Below are 19103 nucleotides of genomic sequence, written 5' to 3' on the forward strand. Positions count from 1 at the left end.
ACAACTAAAAAAAATATAGAAATCATGAATGTACAAAATAGAATGGATCAACGATTAGACAGAAGAGATTTTAAAAATTTTATTCCTTCATCACCGGAAGAAGCGAAATATTATGAAGCAACTAAACGAGTAAAAAAAATAAAAGGGTTTTATACACATGCTTTGGTTTACGTGGTCATTAATATTGGAATTGTCATAATCAATATTAAAAATTTAAATCCAGGAGAAAGTTATTTTAAATTGGAGAATTTTTTTACCTTATTCTTTTGGGGATTGGGACTTTTAGCACACGGGCTTTCTGTTTTCTTACCTAATTTTATTTTTGGACAAGATTGGGAAGAAAAAAAGATGAAACAATTTATGGAAGAAGAAAAAAAGAAGAGTTGGCAGTAATTTGGTGTTTAGTTTTTAGCCCCATTTTTCCGTTGAAATTTTCCTCAAAACCTTTTATTTTTTTTAACTCTTTAAACTTATAATCAATATTTAAAATGAACATAATTATCATTGAAGACGAAAAACCCGCTGCAAGATTATTGCAAAGAAAAATAGAAAAATTAGGATTAGAAGTGAATCAAATGTTACATTCTGTTGAAGAAGCTGTTTCGTGGTTTAGATCGCACAAACATCCCGATTTAATATTTCTTGATATTCAATTATCGGATGGTTTATCGTTTGAGATTTTTGAGCAAATCGACATCAAAAGTGCTATCATTTTTACCACTGCTTTTGACGAATATGCGTTGCGTGCTTTCAAGTTAAATAGCATTGATTATTTGCTGAAACCTATCGACGAAGAAGAACTTTCAATTGCAATTACAAAGTTCAAAAATCAACTACAAAAAAGTAGTGTTTCTTCTTTCGATTTTGAGATGATTAAAAAGATGCTTTTAGGAACTGAAAGTAAAGAATACAAAAAACGTTTTTCGGTAAAAATCGGACAACAGCTGAAAGTAATTTCAATTGATGAAGTGGAGTGTTTTTACAGCGAAAATAAAGGAACTTATTTACATACTTTTGAAAACCGGAACTATCTTTTAGATGGCACTTTAGAACAAATAGAAGTGGAGCTTGATCCGAAAGATTTTTATCGCGTTAGCCGAAAATTCATCATTCCATTAAAAGCAATTAAGGAAATTCAGGTGTATAGCAATTCGCGTTTAAAAGTAATTTTACCATCCTATAAAGACGATGAAGTTGTCGTTTCTAGAGAAAAAGTTACTGATTTTAAAGCGTGGATTGGATAGAAATGCATAGTTAATTCAATGTTTAATTGATTTAATTTAAAGCTATGGTAATCAATATTTTAAATAACAACTATAGAGAAATTCTATGATTCGTTTTAAGCCTTAATATATCGTTTTCTGATAGCAATAAATACAAATAGGAATACGGTGAATATTATAAAAAACGGCAAAATATATTCAATAAGATTTAGAGGCAGCATAATTGCAATTAGCAACAATTGAAAGCCCAATCCATAAATAGATATTGCCGTCATGAACCAATTTGGAAACGTTTTTACTTTGTAGGCGTTCCTATCCAAAGCGTGAATTATTTTATCAAATAAACCATAAACGATTGTATAAATTCTGAATAAAATATCTACATTTCTTTGTTTTTCTCCCGGTAAAGCTGTGGGTGATTTGTATTCAAATATTTTAGAAGTAGAATCGCCACCGACAGATTTATGACGTAAAATCACATAGTAATAATTGTATAATGTTCCTTGTAATTGTATGCAAAAAAAAGCAAGAAATGCCATCCAAAGAGGTGTTTCCGAAACGAAACAAATTGTCAGTACAAACAAGAAGTTCAGAATAATATCAAAGACACTATCTAAATATCTTCCCACATAAGAAGGCGTGTTTTTTAAGCGTGCTAATTCGCCATCGGCAGCATCAATAACTGATTTTAAAACAATGAAAAATCCAGCTAATAAATAGTGGTTTTCTAAAATGCAATAAATGGCAATTAATCCCGAAATACCAAAAAGTAGGGTTACGTGAATCGGTGTGAATTTGGTGTTTTTTAATTGTAAAGCAATCGCTTTACCAAAAGGTCTTCCATAGTCAGATAAATCTAAAAATTTATCTTTTTCGGCAAGTTTAGACATGTAATTAATATCAATGTAAATGTGACAATATAGTCGGAAACCAAATATAATTATTTATTTTGAAAAACGATGCAACGTAAAAGTCATAGCGGTTAATAACAAAAATGCCATTAACTGATGAGCTAAACCCAACCAAATTGGCACGTGATATAATAGTGTAAACACTCCTAAAATAAATTGAAGGAATACAAAAAACAGAACTGTTTTAAGGCCATTATCTTGCGCTTTATCTAAGATGAAATTTCGACTTTTAATGAATAATAAAATTATCATTCCAACTACAAAATAAGCAAAAGTTCTATGGATAAATTGTACGCCACTTTTTCCTTCCGTAAAAGCTAATACTAAGTTCGATTGTTCTAAACGGATACTATCGTGGAAAAATTGGCCATCACTCATTAAAGGCCAGTGATTGTGAATCAAACCTGCATTCAATCCTGCAACAAAGCCACCATATATAATTTGAATAATTAAAATTACTAATGTAATTCGAGCTATTTTTCGTAATTGTAAAACAGGTAATCTTCTGTTTGGATAGATTAAATCTAAAGCTACCCATAGTGTATAAGCAAAGGTAATGAAGGCGAAAGTTAGATGAATTGCCAATCTGAAATGACTTACATCGGGCAAATCTTTCAAGCCACTTGCGACCATAAACCATCCTAAGAAACCTTGGAATGCACCCATTCCTAACAAAATGAAACATTTTTTGATGGTTTCTTTATCCAATTGTTTTTTAATCCAGAAATAAATAAAAGGAATGATGAAAACCAAGCCAATAATTCTTCCAATAAAACGATGAAACCATTCCCAAAAGAAAATGAATTTGTAATCATCTAGTTGAAAATCTTTGTATTGATTTACAAGAAGGTATTCCGGATATTTTTTATATTCTTCAAAATACTCTATCCATTTTTCTTCTGTAAGAGGAGGGAAGGTGTCGTTGATTAAATGCCAATCGGTCATTGATAAACCGGAATTTGTTAAACGTGTAATTCCGCCCACCATTACCATAATAAATAGTAAAATACACCCTGAAAGTAGCCAAATAATGACCGATTTATTATTTTTCATTTTTATTCTATTGGAAAATTTTCCGGATTTTGTCTTGTATCCCAAATGTCTAAAACGGTAATAGATTTATCAGTGATTTCAAAAATTAAGTAATAATCTCGTACTAGTACCATTCTGATATTTTTATAAGTAGTCGTAATTGAACCTTCTGAGAAAGTAGTCATTCGTTTAAGTGTTTCTTTAAAAATTCGGTCTAATTTTTTACTGTAAACAGTTGATTTATTTCTATTATTCCAATATTTAAAGATATTTTTCTTGACTTCAACGGCATTTACTGACCAAATAATTTTTCTTGTTCCTTGAACCATTCTTGAATATCTTTTTCAGCCTCTTCTTCAGTTAAAAATTCTCCGTTTTCGACTTGTTTAATTGATTTGTGAATTCTTTCCTGTTGCCATTCATTGAACACATAAATTTTTTCTTTCTTTTCGTAAGAGCTAGATGGTTCATTCAATTGATTTTTATCAGCAAGAAGTAGGGCTTTAATCTCCATTAAAATAGTGATATCGTTACAAGCGATTATCTTTTGAATCAATTCTAATTTTTCTTCAGCAATTGTCATAATCCATATTTTTAGTAAAATTAATAAATTGATTTGATATTCAAATGAAACAATAGTTAAACTCTTTCTAATCCCATTTTCTTAGCTTTTTTAAGTACAAATGCTAACGCAGCTTCATATTCATTTTGAATTTCACCTTCTAAAATTGCTTCTTTAACCGCTTCTTTTAGTTGGCCAATTTCTCTACAAGGTTTCAAATTGAATAATTCCATAATTTCTTCTCCTGAAATAGGCGGTTGAAATTCACGAACTCTATCTTTTTCTTCAACTTCAACAATTTTTGTACGAACGATTTTGAAATTATTATGATATTTCTGAAATTTCTTAGAATTTTTAGTGGTAATATCTGCCTCACATAAAATCATTAAGTTTTCTACATCTTCTCCTGCATCAAAAACCAATCTTCGAACAGCTGAATCAGTTACAATATCTTCTGCCAAAACAATTGGACGCGAACTCATCATAACCATTTTTTGTACAAACTTCATTTTATGATTCAAAGGCATGTGCAAACGTTCAAATATTTTTTTTACCATTTTCCCGCCTAAAAATTCGTGTCCATGGAATGTCCAACCTTGTTTTTTGTTGAATCTTTTTGTCGGAGCTTTTCCAATATCGTGTAATAATGCGGACCATCTTAACCAAACATCATCTGTATTTGGACAAATATTATCAACAACTTCTAACGTGTGATAGAAATTGTTTTTGTGTGTATGTCCTTCAACTTCCTCTACATTATTCAAAGCTGTTAGTTCCGGTAAAATAATATCTAAAAGTCCGGTTTTGTATAATAATATAAACCCAACTGAAGGTTTTTCAGAAGCTAATATTTTATGTAATTCATCGACAATACGTTCACCTGAAATGATTGAAATGCGTTCTTTGTTTCTAGAAATCGCTTCAAAAGAGGCGTCCTCGATTTGAAAATCTAATTGTGTTGCAAATCGAATAGCACGCATCATTCGCAAAGGATCATCCGAATAGGTAATGTCAGGATTTAAAGGTGTTTTGATAATTTTATTTTCTAAATCGGCAACACCATTGAACGGATCTAATAAATCGCCAAAAATTTCAGCATTCAACGAAAAAGCCAACGCATTTATGGTTAAATCTCTACGTTCTTGATCATCTTGTAAAGTTCCGTTTTCAACTATTGGATTGCGACTATCGTGCGAATAGGATTCTTTTCGAGCACCAACAAATTCCACATCAATGTCATCATAACGAAGCATTGCCGTGCCATAATTTTTGAAAACTTGAACTTTCGGATGAAACGGAATTAGTTCCGATACTTTTAAAGCCAATTCAATTCCACTACCAACAGCAACGATATCGATGTCTTTTTTGTGATCGCGTTCTAATAATATATCACGAACAAAACCACCAATTACGTAGCACTCCAAGTTTAATTCTTGTGCCGCTTGTGAAATTATTTGGAAGATAGTATGTTCTAAATGTTGTTTGTAATTCATTCTTTAATTTTTACAAATTTGCTATTATTGCAGATTTGCATATTTTTATATTCTTATCTTTTGAATGTGTAGTATTGCAATTTGATAACTTTAGCTTGAAAGAAAAAGTCAGACTTCTTTTATTTAATCAGTTACTCTTTCGCTAAAATTGTTACTTTCGAATAACCTTGACTTGCATATCTAATCCCAACTTAATAATTGTCGAAGGATTTTTGCACACTTTGTCTTTGTGCAAATTTACTACATAGTCGACACCATTTATTATTTCTGGACTAATTTCTTTAAATGAAGTAGGACTTAAGATTCCAGAAATATTTGCAGAAGTGGAAACCAATGGTTTTTTCATGCGTTCCATTAATTTGAAGCAAAATGGATCATTTACCAATCGAACACCTAAAGTATTGTCTGCAGCAATTATATTTTTGGCTACGTTTCTTGGATTGTCTAAGATTAATGTCGTTGGGTTTTCCGATAAATCTAAAATTTGCCAAGCCACTTCAGGAACCTCTTTAAAAACGTTGTATATCATGCGTTCGCTGTTCATCAAAACAATCATGCTTTTGCTTTCAACACGTTTTTTCAATGCATAAATTTTTTTAATAGCGTCTTCATTGGTCGCATCACAGCCAATTCCCCAAACGGTATCGGTTGGATACAATATAATTCCGCCTTCTTTGATGATTTCGTATGCGTTGTGTACTTCGGTATTGATATTTTCCATAAATAGAAGTCTTTAATGAAATTACTGTTTTATATTTGCAAAGGAACGAATAATTTTAGTTATTTTCGATAGGATTTAGTGAAGTAGTTTCTATATTTTTTTAATTTTTTTTTATGAGAGTTTTACATATTTCAGGAGCAAAAGGTTGGGGAGGAAATGAACAACAAATGATTTTTTTATTTCCTGAATTGGAAAAACTAGCAGTTGAAAATGTGGTTTTTGGAATAAAAAATTCGCTATTGCAGCAAGAGTGTCAAAAGCTTAATGTTACTTTTTTTGAAGCAAAAGGTAAAAAGCTTAATAAAATGATTAACTATCGTTATCTAAAAGACCTAGTTACCCAAATTAAACCTGATTTAATTCACCTCCATACTAGCGATTCTTTAACGGTTTATGCTATTTCGGATTTTCTATTTAAATTAAATACACAAACTATTTTTTCAAAAAAAGGAATGGGTAGTAGCAGTAGTTTTTTAAGTAATTTAAAATATAACTATAAGGGTTTGAGTTCAATCATTTGCGTATCAAGCTCTGTTCAAAGCGATTTAGAAAAGATACTAGATATAAAAACAAAACATAAAACTGTTGTAATTAATGATTGTGTTTCAGTAGAAATAAAAAATTTACAACCTACACTTGATTTAAGAAAACAATTTGGAATAACTAAAGATTTCAAAATTATTGGAAACATTGGTAACCATTCTAATGCTAAAGACATTCCAACATTTATACAAGTTGTTGAGGAAGTAATTCATAGGTTAAAACGTACTGATATTGTATTTGTTCAAATAGGTGAGTTTTCGAAGAACACATTACATTTTAAGCAATTAGTTAAGGAAAAATCATTAGATAAGCATATTGTTTTTACTGATAAAATTAAAAATGCTTCTTCCGTTTTAAATCAATTTGATATTTTTTTAATGACTTCTCAGCGGGAAGGTGGACCAACTTCAGTTCTAGAGGCCATGCTAATAGGAACGCCCGTTATATCTACAAAAGTTGGAGTTGTATCAGATGTGATACAAGACGGCGTAAATGGCTTCATTGCGCCTATAAAAGATTATAAGGAACTATCGACAAAAATAATAACACTTTTAGATAATTCAAATTCGAAAGCTGCTTTTGTAGAACAAAGTAAAGAAATAATTAAACTTAATTTCACCGCTTCATTTATCGCAAAAAAAACACAAGAAGAATATTCGAGAGTGATTAATTCAAAATTATAAATATTGGTTAATTCCTTTTTTTATAAAGGTTATTTTTTTATCTGTAGTTTCTTTTTCAATAATGTTATTGATTTCAATTTGACTCTTATCTTGTTCCTTGTGGTAAATATGATACGCTATACCTGCGTTTTTAAGCCTTTTACCTTGTATGTCTATGTTGTGAAGTCTTTGTATCATTTCAGAATCATCAATTCCCCATCCCACTAATGCTTCGTTAAAACCATTAACTTTTATGAAATCTTCTTTCCAAAATGACATATTACAACCTCTTAATTTAGAGGAACGTTTATCTATTAATTTAGCGAATTTCATTAAAAAAGGAATTCGAATTGTGCGAGCTCTCTTCTTGATACCTTTGGATAGAAAATGAAAACGCGTTATTTTATCTTTAAAAATAGTATCTAAAATACGTTTCTGAATATTTACTCTAGAACCAAATAGATAAGCATCTTTTTCGGCATGTGTTAAATGATCTTTTACAAAATCTGGATGCATAATAATATCACCATCAATTTCAATAATATAATCATAGCGAGCACTTGCTATAGCTTTGTTCATTATTTTTGGCTTTTGATTGCCGTTATCTTCATGCCAAATATGAATTAAAGGAATGGGGAAATTTTTTTGAAAACGTTCAATTAATTCTTTAGTTTCAATTGAAGATCCGTCATCGGCTATAATGACTTCGTCTGGAAAAACACTTTGTTTCTCAATACTTAAAAGTAAAAGTTCTAGTGCTTCCGGCCAATTAAAAGTTGGAGTTACTAAAGAGCATTTAGGTAATTTTGCCATAACATTCGAGTAAAGATTTATGCAAAAATATTCAATAAATTGGATATATAACCAACAATAACTACTTTTGATAAAAAATATATATGCGTTCCCAATATCATCTAAATTTTGCTAAATATAAAACTAAAGTAGAAACTTTTGTTGCAAATTTTAATATTTCAGGAAAAGATTTCGTGATTGGTAACAGAAATTCAATCAAGCTTTTTGAACTTGATGATTTAACACTAAGTATTAAATCGTTTAAAGAGCCAAACTTTATTAACAAAATAGCTTATAAATATTTTCGTAAATCGAAAGCGCGTCGTTCTTTTGAATATGCATCAAAATTAATAGATCTGAAAATTGGAACGCCAAAGCCTGTTGCTTTTTTTGAGAACTACGATTTTATAGGACTGACCGATAGTTATTATGCTTGTGAACATCTCGAAAATGTATTCGAATTCCGTGAAGTGGAGCTTAATCAAAATTTTCAAAATAGGGAAGAAATCATCAGACAGTTTACGAAATTCACTTTTGAGCTGCATCAAAAAGGAATTGAATTCTTAGATCATTCACCTGGAAATACTTTGATTAAAAACAAGGGTAATGGACAGTATACTTTTTATTTGGTTGATTTAAATCGTATGAATTTTCATCAAACTATTGATTTTCAGACACGAATGAAAAATCTTTCGAGGCTTACTCCAAAGAAAGATTTAATTGTTATCATGAGTGATGAATATGCTAAGTTATCAGGCGAAAACAAAGATTTAGTATTTGAAAAGATGTGGAAAGCTACGGAAGATTTTCAATACCGATTTAATCGTAAAAAAAGAATCAAACGACAACTAAAGTTCTGGAAAAAGTAGTAATTTTCACCTTTTATCTTTTAAATGAAAGTATCAGTATTAATTACTACATTCAATTCTGAAGAATGGCTCGAAAAAGTGCTTGTTGGCTACAGCTTACAAACGGCGCAAGATTTTGAGGTAGTTATTGCTGACGACGGTTCAACCGAAAAAACCAAGCAAGTTGTGGAAGCGTTTCAAGGAAAATTTAAATTCCCTATTATTCACGTTTGGCAAGAAGATAATGGTTTTCAAAAATGTAAAATATTAAATAAAGCCATTTTAAAAACGAACGCTGATTATTTATTGTTTACAGATGGCGATTGTATTCCACGAAAAGACTTCATTTCTCAACATTTAAAATACCAAGAAAAAGGCTACTTCCTTTCAGGAGGTTATTATAAATTGCCAATGGAAACCTCGACAAAAATTAAGGTCGAAGATATTCAAAACGAAAACTGTTTTAGGATTTCTTGGTTGATAAAAAATGGGGTAAAGAAAAGCTTTAAATTATCAAAACTTACTAAATATAATATTATTGCATTGATTATGAATTGGTTAACACCAACTAAAAAGACTTTTAATGGTCATAATACTTCTTGCTTTAAGGCAGATTTATTGGCGGTTAATGGTTTTAATGAAATTATGCAATATGGCGGTTTGGATAGAGAAGTTGGCGAACGCTTGTTCAATTACGGCATTTTAGCTAAGCAAATTCGCTATTCAGCAGTTTGCTTGCATTTAGATCATAAGCGAGGTTATTTCAATCAAGAAGAATGGAATAAAAACTTAGCGCTTCGCGCTTTTAATATTAGAAATGGAATAACTTGGATTGCCACAGGTATCGTTAAAGATAGCGATTCAAAAACGGAATAAGTTGGTTAATAACATATTTCGGTTCTAAATTTTCATACAAAGCAATTGCATTTTCTTTCAATTCTTTTTCCGATTTTTCAAGAATAAGTATCGGATGAATATCAGTCAAATGAATAGAAGTATGATGTATGCCATCTTCAAAAGTAGCCCAAATTTTCTTTTCAATCCAAGGCGAGAAAATTATAAACGAAGGTTTTTCTAAAGCTTTTGCTAAATTAACAGCGCCACCATCATTTCCAATTATTACATCACATTTATCCATAATTGCAATGTATTCGCGCAAATTAGAACCTAATAAGTCAAAATAGACATTTTTTTGAGTTTTTTCCGAACACAGCTTATAGACGATTGTTGCTTCTTCTAGTTGTTTTGGGAAATAATTAAATAAGATATTTACGTTATATGTATCGCTAATGCTATTTATAACTTCCGCCATATACGAAAGCGGATAAGTTTTCATTTTTTCACTTCCTAGCAAACTAATCATCACGGTTTTTCTATTTGGCTCAACTTTATGTTGTTCAAAAAGTGTGGTGGCAAATTGTTGTTCCTTTTCGTCTAGGAACAACTTTGGTGTTGGATCAATTTCTGCCATAATATGCAAAGGTGAAAGCAGTGATAAGCGACGTTCAATTGCTAAACCTAAATTAGATTCTGGGTTTTTAGCTAAAGGAACATTGTAATCGTACAAAAAAGTTCTTCCTATTTTTTTATAAGATATTTTTGTTTTTCCACCACAAAGTAAAACTATAATCCAACTTTGTAATTTCGAATACGCATCAATAACAATGTCATATTTGTTTTTTCTAAGACCGAGTGCAAATTTAATTAGTTCAACAGTGCTGTTTTGTGCTTTCTTATCAAAAACAACCAAATTATTGATGTTTGGATTCCCTTTCAACACATCAACCGTATTGTCGTTGACCAAATAGTCAATTTGAGCGGTTGGATAAGCTTTTCGTAAATTATTACAAATAATGCTGCTAACTAAAACATCACCAATCATTTTATGTTGAATCACTAATATACGCATCATTAGTTCTCTTTTTTTAAGGTGAATTCATTCTTTATGGTTCTTTCATTGAAGCTTTGTATATAAGCTTTAATGAAACTTTCCATTTCGTTAGCTTTATTTTTATCTGTTTTGATTAAATTGGTTTTTAGTAATTCATCTTTTTTGAAATTATATAAACCTAAAGATTTTTTTCCGTCGAAAGCCAGATAGAAATCGCCTGAAATATAATGGTAAATGTTGTCTAAATAATAAACTACAAAATCTTTTTCTGATTGATAGGATTTACCGTAGGAAATCATTTTTGTGTCAATATTTAAATAATCTAAAACAGAAGGCATTACATCAATTTGCTGTAAATTCTTCATATTTTTCCCCACCATTTCAGGTTTTGACGGATCAAAGAATAAAATTGGAATTCTGAATTTTCCAACATTCGTTTTAAATTTAGCTTCAGTTGGTTCCGATGAAGTATGATCAGCAACAATAACAAATAACGTATTTTTATACCATTCTTGCTTGGAAGCAGTTTCAAAAAATCGTTTCAGTGCAAAGTCGGAGTAAGCAATAGTTTCTTGAATTTTAGTAGTTCCTTTCGGAAATTTACCTTTATATTTTTCTGGAATTATATACGGATTATGAGAGGAAATTGTAAATAAAGTTGTAAAAAATGGCTGTTTGAATTGTGTTAATTTACCAGAAAAATACTGTAAAAATTCTTCATCAAAAATTCCCCATCTTCCATCAAAAGCTTCTGGACCTTCGTATTCGTTTTTTCCATAATAAGCATCAAAACCTGCAACCTTACAATATTGATCAAAATTTTGACTTCCGTTAAAAGCGCCATGAAAAAAAGATGTTTGATAGCCATTATCTTTTAAAATTTTCGGTAAACCATAAACTTCATTGATAGCATAACTTGATGTAATCAATGAATTATTCATCAAACTAGGAATACTAGAAAGTGTAGATGGAACAGCATCTATCGAAAGTTTCCCATTGGCAAATCCGTTTTCAAAAAACAATGATTTTTCAATTAGTGAATCTATAAAAGGTGTTTGTCCGCGCTGTAAATTTTCTCTACCAAAACTTTCTAAAATTAGAATTACTACATTCTTTTTTGTGGGTTCTCCTGACGATTTCGTTTGAGTAATCGGGTTAAAAATAGTATTTAATTCACTTTCAGAATAAAATTTTGGCGCTTCTAAAGTTTCTTTTTTACCAATAGTTTTTAAAATGCAAAACGGTGTATTCAAAACAATTGCCGATTGATTAATGGAACCATAATTTACAGCATCAACTATTTTTAAAGGTTTTTTCTGAAATCCGCCACGTCCTAATAGAAATACAAAAGCTATTAAAAACAGAAACAAACCACTTTGTTTTACTAATTGTAATTTACTAGTACTTGTTTCTGGTGAAGTCTTTAAATTAGGAATTGCTTTCCAAAATGCAAAAGATAATGCAAAGGCTAATAAAGGAATATACCAAAACTCCATTAAAAAAGAAAAGATTAAACCGCCGATTTCATTTTCCATTCCGCTGGCGGTGATCATTCCAAATGTACTTCGTCTTCCAGTGAATTTAAAGTATTCAAAGTCTACGAAATTTGTTAAGATGAAAATCAAATTTACACCATAAAAACCAATTTTTAATCCTTTTTGATAGTTGGGTTTATATTTGAAGCTTCCAGGCAAAAGATGGAGTACTACAAATATTAAATTTATGTAAGCAATTGCCGATAAATCAAAATGAATGCCACCTAAGAATCCTTTTGCCGAAATACTTTCAAAGGCATTTCGGTTGAAAAAATAAAATAAAAACCTACAAATTTGATAAACAAAAAGGACAATTAGAAAACGTTTAAAAAACAGTTTAACACTTTGAAAATAATTTTGCATAAATAATTTGTAGGCTTTAATAAGTTAACTAAACGGCAACGCTAAAATCTCTTAAAGCATCGTTCAATGAGGTTTTTAAATCAGTAGAAGCTTTTCTTTGACCGATTATTAAGGCACAAGGCACTTGGAATTCACCTGCTGGGAATTTTTTGGTATAACTTCCTGGTATAACTACCGAACGAGCCGGAACTATTCCTTTATATTCTTTTGGTTCGTTACCAGTAACGTCAATGATTTTAGTAGAAGCAGTTAGTACGACATTAGCGCCTAAAACAGCCTCTTTTTCTACACGGACGCCTTCTACAACAACACATCTTGAACCAATGAAAGCACCATCTTCAATAATCACTGGAGCTGCTTGTAAGGGTTCTAAAACACCACCGATTCCAACACCACCAGAAAGGTGAACGTTTTTACCAATTTGTGCACAACTTCCTACGGTTGCCCAAGTATCTACCATTGTTCCTTCATCAACGTAAGCGCCAATGTTTACGTAACTTGGCATCAAAATAACACCGCTTGAAATATAAGCTCCATAACGCGCAACAGCATTTGGAACTACACGAATACCTTTTTCAGCATAATTGCGTTTTAACAACATTTTATCGTGAAATTCAAAAATACCCGCTTCCCAGGTTTCCATTTTCTGAATAGGGAAGTACATTACCACTGCTTTTTTTACCCATTCGTTTACTTGCCAGCCATCATTTATTGGTTCAGCAACGCGAAGTTTACCGCTATCTAATAATTCAATAACTTCTCTTATGGCTTTTTGCGTGTTATCTTCCTGTAACAAAGCACGATTTCCCCATGCTTGTTCTATTTTTGTTTGTAGAATAGTCATTGTTTAAAAAAATTTATACGCAAATATACTATTTTATATAATTTTGGAATTGTTTTTGAAGTGACATTATATAAATTATTTAAAATTAAAATAAACAAATCATTATGAAAAAAAATTTAATCCTTTTAGCAGTTGTTAGTTTGTCTTTTTTATCTTGTAAAGAAGAGGCAAAGAATGTTGAAACCACTATTGATTCAGTTGCAATGGCTCCAGATCATCACAATGCTATGAATAGTTTAGATTATGAAGGAACCTATAAAGGAAGTTTGCCATGTGCTGATTGTGAGGCAATTGAAATAACTTTGGTTTTAGATTCAACTTCTTATACTGAAGAAATGGTATATAAAGGAAAATCTAAAGAAGTATTTAAAGAAACAGGAACCTATTCTTGGAACGAAGCAGGAAGCATTATTACACTTTCTGGTTCTGCAACTCCTAACCAATATTTTGTAGGTGAAAATATTTTATTTCTTTTAGATAGTGATGGAAAACGTGTAGAAGGAGATTTAGCAAAACTTTACGAATTAACGAAAGTAACTGTTGATGAAGTGACTCCTGCTAAAAATTAAGATATTAAAGCGAATGAAACTTCAAAAGAAACAGCACAAGTTGAATTGAAAAATTCTAAATGGCGTTAGTGAAATTACACGGTCAATTAGTTTCAAAAAACAAAGAAGATAAAAGAGAATTGGGAATTAATTCTACAAAAGATGGTAAGTTTTCTGCCTATGCAGGTTGTAATAATTTGTTTGGATCGTATGAATTGAAAGAAAAAGAAACGACTATTACTTTTTCAAAAGTAGCTTCAACAATGATGGCTTGTCCTGATTTAATGCAAGAACAAAATCTAATCAAAGCAATCGAAATAGCTGATAATTATAATTTTGATGGTAATAAATTAAAATTAAATAAAGGTAAAATTGCTACTTTAGCTGAGTTTGAAATTATTAAATAATATCTACTTATATTTGCCGAAACTAATTAGTGAATGCGAATTTTAGCAATAGATTACGGAATTAAAAGAACAGGAATTGCAATTACAGATGAAATGCAAATGATTGCTTTTGGGTTAACTACAATTGCGTCTGAAACGGCAATTCCTTTTTTGAAAGACTATTTTTTAAAAGAAAAAGTAGTGCAAGTTATTGTCGGTGAACCCAAACAGATGGATGGATCGCCTTCACAAAGTGCTGAAATTATCAATACTTTTGTAGCTAATTTTGTCAAAGCCTTTCCAGATATGCCTTTGGCTAGAGTAGATGAGCGTTTTACTTCAAAAATGGCTTTTCAAACGATGATTGATAGCGGTCTGAATAAAAAACAAAGACAAAATAAAGCATTAGTTGATGAAATTGCAGCAACAATTATGCTTCAAGATTATTTGCATTATAAAAAATAGTACTTTTGCACTTCCAAAAATAATACTAACACCATGATTTTAGCAATATATGGATATGGAGAACCCGTTTTACGCAAAGTAGGAGCGGAAATTCCACAAGATTATCCCAATTTAAAAGAAACAATTACTAACATGTATGATACAATGTATCATGCACACGGCGTCGGATTAGCTGCACCTCAGGTAGGCTTACCTATTCGTTTGTTTGTTGTAGATACTGAGCCATTTAGTGATGGCGATGATATTTCTGAAGAAGAATCCGCTTTAATGAAAGATTTTAAGAAAACTTTTATCAATGCTAAAATTATAAAAGAAGAAGGTGATATTTGGGCGTTTAACGAAGGTTGTTTAAGTATTCCAGACGTTCGTGAAGATGTTCTGCGTCATGATACTATTACAATTGAATATTTTGATGAAGACTTCAATAAAAAAATAGAAGTTTATGATGGATTAATTGCTCGTGTTATTCAGCACGAATACGATCATATCGAAGGTATTTTGTTTACGGATCATATTTCTTCTTTAAAAAAGAAATTATGTGCTAAAAAACTGCAAAATATTATGGATGGTAAAGCAAGACCCGATTATAAAATGAAATTTGTAAATAAAAGAGCAAGATAAAATCACCAAAATTTAATTATTAAAACATAAAGTAGTTTTTTTTGTTTTTTTGGAATTTGGAATTTGAAAATTGGAATTTAAAAATATATATTTGCCAACCTTAATAAATAGTAAGATGAGTATTCAAAAAATATTAGCCGTTTCTGGGAAACCAGGATTATATGAATTAAAAATTCAAACTCGTACAGGTTTTGTTGCCGAATCTTTATTAGATGGTAAAAGAATAACTGTAGGAATGAGAGCAAACGTAAGTTTGTTATCTGAAATAGCAGTTTACACCTATTCAGAGGAAGTGCGTTTAGCAGAAGTTTTAAAAGCAATCGCGACTAAAGAAAATGATGGATTAGCGATGTCTCACAAAGAAGATGATGCTAAATTGAAAGCTTATTTTAGAGAAATTTTACCAGAATTTGATGAAGATAGAGTTTATACCTCTGATATCAAAAAAATCTTGAATTGGTATAATTTGTTACAACCAAAAGGATTTGTATCAGTTGAAGCTTTATCAAAAGAAATTAAAGAGGAAGTTAAAGAAGAAGAAACTCCTACAGCTGAATAAGTAAAAGAAAAATTATATCGAATAATCCTGCGTTTTACACGTGGGATTTTTTATTTTTACAAATATTACAGACAAGTAACTGACTTGTCTCAACCAAATCAAATGATTATGAACACACGCGAACAGAAACTCGAAGCTTTCGGACGTTTATTAGATATTATGGACGATTTACGTGCGAAATGTCCGTGGGATATGAAACAAACCTTAGAAAGTTTACGCCATTTAACCATTGAAGAAACTTACGAATTAGGCGATGCAATTTTGGATAATGATTTGGAAGAAATCAAAAAAGAATTGGGAGACGTATTGTTACATATTGTTTTTTACTCTAAAATTGGAAGTGAATCGAATGCTTTTGATATTGGTGATGTAGCGAACGCAATATGTGATAAATTAATTCATCGTCATCCACATATTTATGGTGATGTTGTGGTGGCAGATGAAGAGGAGGTAAAACGCAATTGGGAAAAATTAAAACTAAAAGAAGGTAAAAAATCAGTTCTTGAAGGTGTTCCGAAAAGCTTACCAGCATTAGTTAAAGCAAGTCGCATTCAGGAGAAGGTAAAAGGAGTTGGCTTCGATTTTGAAGAAACGCATCAAGTTTGGGATAAAGTTCAAGAAGAATTAAACGAATTGGAAGTTGAGGTAAAAGCAGGTAATCAAGAGAAAATGGAAGCCGAATTTGGAGATGTTTTATTTTCAATGATCAATTACGCTCGATTTTTAAAAATAAATCCTGAAGACGCTTTAGAACGAACTAATAAAAAATTCATCAAACGTTTTCAATATTTAGAGAGTAAGGCTACCGAATTAGGAAAATCATTATCTGATATGACTCTAGCCGAAATGGACATTTTTTGGGAAGAAGCGAAGCAGTTGTAGTTTGTAGTCAATTTTACTATTCTTTTCGCGAACTCGTCTAATTTCGTTGAATATTCGATTTCAGCGTCTTTATAAAAAAGAACTTTAAATTCTAAAACACTCTTTAATTTTATAGATCTATTAAAAAAAAATCCCAAGCTTTTACTTGGGATTTCTCTCTTTACATACTTTTAATTTGTTGTAGTTTTTCTTTCCATAATTTTAAATCATCTTTATGGCGTTCGATACTTTTCTGTACTTCTTCAATAAAAGGATTTTTACCTTTAGAACTACTACTAATAAATTGAATGTTATTTTCTAATTGGAAAATTTCACCTTGAACTTCGTCAATTTTCTTTCTAATGAAATATTGCTCTTGTTCTAAAGCACGTTTGTCATCATTTTCATTCATATGCTCTAAACGATTATTAAAGCGTAACATTTCTGTGTCTTTTTTAGATAAACTTAATTTTTCAAACAATGCATCTAAAATCTTATTGAATTTTCCTTCAATATGTCTGCGATTGTGTGGAACTCTTCCAAAAGTTTTCCAAGTAGCAATATGTGCCTTAATTGCGTCTAAATCCGTTTTGTGATCACCTGTTAAATCAAAAGATTTTAAATCCTCTAAGAAGGTTTTCTTTTTTTCAAAAGCTTCTACTTCTTCCGTACTTTCTGCATTTCTTGATTCGTGCATTCTGTCGAAATAAGCGTTGCAAGCATCTTTGAATTCTTTCCAAATAGTATCGGAATATTTTCTCGGAACGTGACCAATTTTTTTCCAATCGTTTTGAATTTGCTTCATAACTGGAGTTGCTGCATTGAAATCAGCACTTTCTTGAAGTGATTTTGCTTTTTCAACCAACGCTTGCTTTTTAAGTAAATTCTCGTGTTGTTCGTGTTTAATGTCTTTGTAAAATACGTTTTTATTCACATTGAATGCTCTAACTGCATTCTTGAATTTACCCCAAGTTTCTTCTGTAACTTCCGACGGCACTTTTCCGGCTTTGAAAAAGGCTTCGCGCAAAGCTTCTAATTTCTTTATTTGTGCTTGCCATCCGCTATGTGAATCGATTTTTTCTTTTCCCAAAGTTTCAATTAGCAAGACGATTTCATTTTTGATGGCTAAATTATCAGTTTCTTTTTCTCTTGCAACTGCGTATAAACCTTCGCGTTTATCGTGCATTTGCTTTGTAATTTCACTGAATTCATTCCAAATCAATTCTCTTTGATCTCTATCTACTGGACCAATTTCTTCTTTCCAAACGCGGTGTAATAATTGCAATTCACGGAAAGCTTTCATCACATCCGTTTCGTTTAATAATTCTTTTGCTTTAACAATAATATGTTGTTTTTGCTCTAAATTATTTTTCAAATCAATATCACGCGCTTCTTTGTCTAAATGCATTACGTCATAAAAACGCTCCATATGGAAATGGTAGTTATTCCATAAAATATTGTATTTATCTCTTGGAATTGCTCCTGCATTTTTCCAACGATCACGAATGTCATTGGCTTTTTTAAACATATCACCAATATTAGTTTCACCAGAATCGATTAAGTTTTTCAACTCTTCAATTAAGTTTTCACGAGTTGTGAAATTGTGCTCTAAATTGTTTTGTAATTCTTTGAAATGCTTTGATTTATTAGCTCTATACGAATTTAATATCGTATCAAATTTATTCTTAAGTGGAAAATGATATTCAAAATCTACGCCTTCTTCATTGTTTTGGGCGTTGAATTCTTCTCTTTTTTCATCAATAAATTGACTGTATTTGTCTGAAAAAGCTTTTCTGATTTCCTCAACGTGGTCTTTAATCGCCATCACTTTTTCGTTGGTAACCAATTTTTCTAATTCGTCCGTTAACTCTTCCATAGAAAGCGTATCGTATTCCAACATTGGAATTTCGTGTTTGCCTTTTATCGAATCATCTTCATTCTCTTCTGCATTAGAATTGTCTATTTCTTCTAAAACTGATTGACTAATAATTGTAACACCATCTTGTTGTTCAATTGCGTCTTGTCCGTCTGCATTTTGCAGGTTATCGTGTTGTGCTTCTGACATTGTGTAAATGCTTAAGGTTACTAATAATATGTGAAGATAGTAAAGCGCTGCGAAAATTCAAATAAAATCGGCCAATTAAACGATATTTTCTTTGAATGGGAAGTTGTATTAATTTATGTTAAAATTAACAGTCTGTAAACCAGTTATTTATTTGTTTTGGTAAAGTATATGATATAAT

General features: G+C 30.8%; 22 protein-coding genes. 11 read left to right on the plus strand and 11 right to left on the minus strand.

The window, feature by feature from the left end:
- Window positions 1-24 precede the first annotated feature (24 nt).
- Both T1L09_RS07755 and T1L09_RS07760 read left to right on the plus strand, forming a co-directional pair.
- On the plus strand, window positions 25-393 hold the full coding sequence (locus tag T1L09_RS07755) for a 2TM domain-containing protein (protein WP_322550383.1): 369 nt from the start codon (window positions 25-27) through the stop codon (window positions 391-393).
- A 95-nt stretch (window positions 394-488) separates the two neighbouring features.
- Window positions 489-1244, plus strand: a complete 756-nt coding sequence (locus T1L09_RS07760; RefSeq protein WP_322550384.1) for a LytR/AlgR family response regulator transcription factor — start codon at window positions 489-491, stop codon at window positions 1242-1244.
- Between the two features lie 95 nt (window positions 1245-1339).
- On the opposite strand, the gene T1L09_RS07765 is transcribed toward T1L09_RS07760, so the two are convergent.
- The 6 genes from T1L09_RS07765 to T1L09_RS07790 form a co-directional block, all read right to left on the minus strand.
- On the minus strand, window positions 1340-2113 hold the full coding sequence (locus tag T1L09_RS07765; RefSeq protein WP_322550385.1) for a CDP-alcohol phosphatidyltransferase family protein: 774 nt from the start codon (window positions 2111-2113) through the stop codon (window positions 1340-1342).
- 54 nt (window positions 2114-2167) lie between these two features.
- Complete coding sequence (locus tag T1L09_RS07770) at window positions 2168-3187, minus strand: COX15/CtaA family protein (protein WP_322550386.1); 1020 nt, start codon at window positions 3185-3187, stop codon at window positions 2168-2170.
- Between the two features lie 2 nt (window positions 3188-3189).
- The gene (locus T1L09_RS07775) at window positions 3190-3495 is read right to left on the minus strand and encodes a type II toxin-antitoxin system RelE/ParE family toxin (RefSeq protein WP_322550387.1); all 306 of its coding nucleotides are present in this window, start codon (window positions 3493-3495) and stop codon (window positions 3190-3192) included.
- The gene (locus T1L09_RS07780; RefSeq protein ID WP_322550388.1) at window positions 3459-3749 is read right to left on the minus strand and encodes a hypothetical protein; all 291 of its coding nucleotides are present in this window, start codon (window positions 3747-3749) and stop codon (window positions 3459-3461) included. The genes T1L09_RS07775 and T1L09_RS07780 overlap by 37 nt, the downstream gene beginning before the upstream one ends.
- A gap of 56 nt (window positions 3750-3805) precedes the next feature.
- Window positions 3806-5221, minus strand: coding sequence for a CCA tRNA nucleotidyltransferase (locus T1L09_RS07785; RefSeq protein WP_322550389.1), 1416 nt, complete (start codon window positions 5219-5221; stop codon window positions 3806-3808).
- A 151-nt stretch (window positions 5222-5372) separates the two neighbouring features.
- Window positions 5373-5942: an L-threonylcarbamoyladenylate synthase gene (locus T1L09_RS07790; protein ID WP_322550390.1), complete on the minus strand. Its 570-nt coding sequence runs from the start codon at window positions 5940-5942 to the stop codon at window positions 5373-5375.
- 167 nt (window positions 5943-6109) lie between these two features.
- Between T1L09_RS07790 and T1L09_RS07795 the strand changes: the two genes are divergently transcribed.
- On the plus strand, window positions 6110-7168 hold the full coding sequence (locus T1L09_RS07795) for a glycosyltransferase family 4 protein (protein WP_322550391.1): 1059 nt from the start codon (window positions 6110-6112) through the stop codon (window positions 7166-7168).
- Here the strand turns inward: T1L09_RS07795 and T1L09_RS07800 are convergent.
- A complete protein-coding gene (locus tag T1L09_RS07800; RefSeq protein WP_322550392.1) occupies window positions 7163-7960 on the minus strand; it encodes a glycosyltransferase family 2 protein in 798 nt (265 codons plus the stop codon). The genes T1L09_RS07795 and T1L09_RS07800 overlap by 6 nt on opposite strands.
- Before the next feature lie 83 nt (window positions 7961-8043).
- Here T1L09_RS07800 and T1L09_RS07805 point away from each other — a divergent pair, with 83 nt between their 5' ends.
- Both T1L09_RS07805 and T1L09_RS07810 read left to right on the plus strand, forming a co-directional pair.
- The gene (locus T1L09_RS07805; RefSeq protein ID WP_322550393.1) at window positions 8044-8808 is read left to right on the plus strand and encodes a lipopolysaccharide kinase InaA family protein; all 765 of its coding nucleotides are present in this window, start codon (window positions 8044-8046) and stop codon (window positions 8806-8808) included.
- 24 nt (window positions 8809-8832) lie between these two features.
- Window positions 8833-9663 (plus strand): glycosyltransferase family 2 protein, encoded by an 831-nt coding sequence (locus T1L09_RS07810; protein ID WP_322550394.1) that lies wholly within the window; start codon window positions 8833-8835, stop codon window positions 9661-9663.
- Here the strand turns inward: T1L09_RS07810 and T1L09_RS07815 are convergent.
- From T1L09_RS07815 to T1L09_RS07825, 3 genes are read right to left on the minus strand one after another with little or no spacing between them, the layout of a single operon-like run.
- On the minus strand, window positions 9635-10699 hold the full coding sequence (locus T1L09_RS07815) for a glycosyltransferase family 9 protein (protein ID WP_322550395.1): 1065 nt from the start codon (window positions 10697-10699) through the stop codon (window positions 9635-9637). The two genes, T1L09_RS07810 and T1L09_RS07815, sit on opposite strands and share 29 nt — an antisense overlap.
- Window positions 10699-12576: an LTA synthase family protein gene (locus tag T1L09_RS07820; RefSeq protein WP_322550396.1), complete on the minus strand. Its 1878-nt coding sequence runs from the start codon at window positions 12574-12576 to the stop codon at window positions 10699-10701. The genes T1L09_RS07815 and T1L09_RS07820 overlap by 1 nt, the downstream gene beginning before the upstream one ends.
- A gap of 28 nt (window positions 12577-12604) precedes the next feature.
- Window positions 12605-13420, minus strand: a complete 816-nt coding sequence (locus T1L09_RS07825; protein WP_322550397.1) for a 2,3,4,5-tetrahydropyridine-2,6-dicarboxylate N-succinyltransferase — start codon at window positions 13418-13420, stop codon at window positions 12605-12607.
- Between the two features lie 104 nt (window positions 13421-13524).
- On the opposite strand from T1L09_RS07825, the gene T1L09_RS07830 reads away from it, so the two are divergent.
- From T1L09_RS07830 to mazG, 6 genes are all read left to right on the plus strand, one after another.
- Window positions 13525-13989 (plus strand): copper resistance protein NlpE, encoded by a 465-nt coding sequence (locus T1L09_RS07830; RefSeq protein WP_322550398.1) that lies wholly within the window; start codon window positions 13525-13527, stop codon window positions 13987-13989.
- Window positions 13990-14048: 59 nt separating this feature from the next.
- On the plus strand, window positions 14049-14375 hold the full coding sequence (locus T1L09_RS07835; protein ID WP_322550399.1) for an META domain-containing protein: 327 nt from the start codon (window positions 14049-14051) through the stop codon (window positions 14373-14375).
- Between the two features lie 33 nt (window positions 14376-14408).
- Complete coding sequence (ruvX, locus tag T1L09_RS07840; protein ID WP_322550400.1) at window positions 14409-14819, plus strand: Holliday junction resolvase RuvX; 411 nt, start codon at window positions 14409-14411, stop codon at window positions 14817-14819.
- A 33-nt stretch (window positions 14820-14852) separates the two neighbouring features.
- The gene (def, locus tag T1L09_RS07845; RefSeq protein ID WP_322550401.1) at window positions 14853-15440 is read left to right on the plus strand and encodes a peptide deformylase; all 588 of its coding nucleotides are present in this window, start codon (window positions 14853-14855) and stop codon (window positions 15438-15440) included.
- 115 nt (window positions 15441-15555) lie between these two features.
- The gene (locus T1L09_RS07850; protein ID WP_322550402.1) at window positions 15556-15999 is read left to right on the plus strand and encodes a DUF5606 family protein; all 444 of its coding nucleotides are present in this window, start codon (window positions 15556-15558) and stop codon (window positions 15997-15999) included.
- Window positions 16000-16107: 108 nt separating this feature from the next.
- Window positions 16108-16881 (plus strand): nucleoside triphosphate pyrophosphohydrolase, encoded by a 774-nt coding sequence (gene mazG / locus T1L09_RS07855; protein WP_322550403.1) that lies wholly within the window; start codon window positions 16108-16110, stop codon window positions 16879-16881.
- 160 nt (window positions 16882-17041) lie between these two features.
- Here mazG and T1L09_RS07860 read toward each other — a convergent pair whose 3' ends face one another.
- Window positions 17042-18925: a DUF349 domain-containing protein gene (locus T1L09_RS07860; RefSeq protein ID WP_322550404.1), complete on the minus strand. Its 1884-nt coding sequence runs from the start codon at window positions 18923-18925 to the stop codon at window positions 17042-17044.
- Window positions 18926-19103: the final 178 nt, after the last annotated feature.

This window comes from Flavobacterium psychraquaticum, assembly GCF_034497725.1.
Lineage (GTDB): Bacteria > Bacteroidota > Bacteroidia > Flavobacteriales > Flavobacteriaceae > Flavobacterium > Flavobacterium psychraquaticum.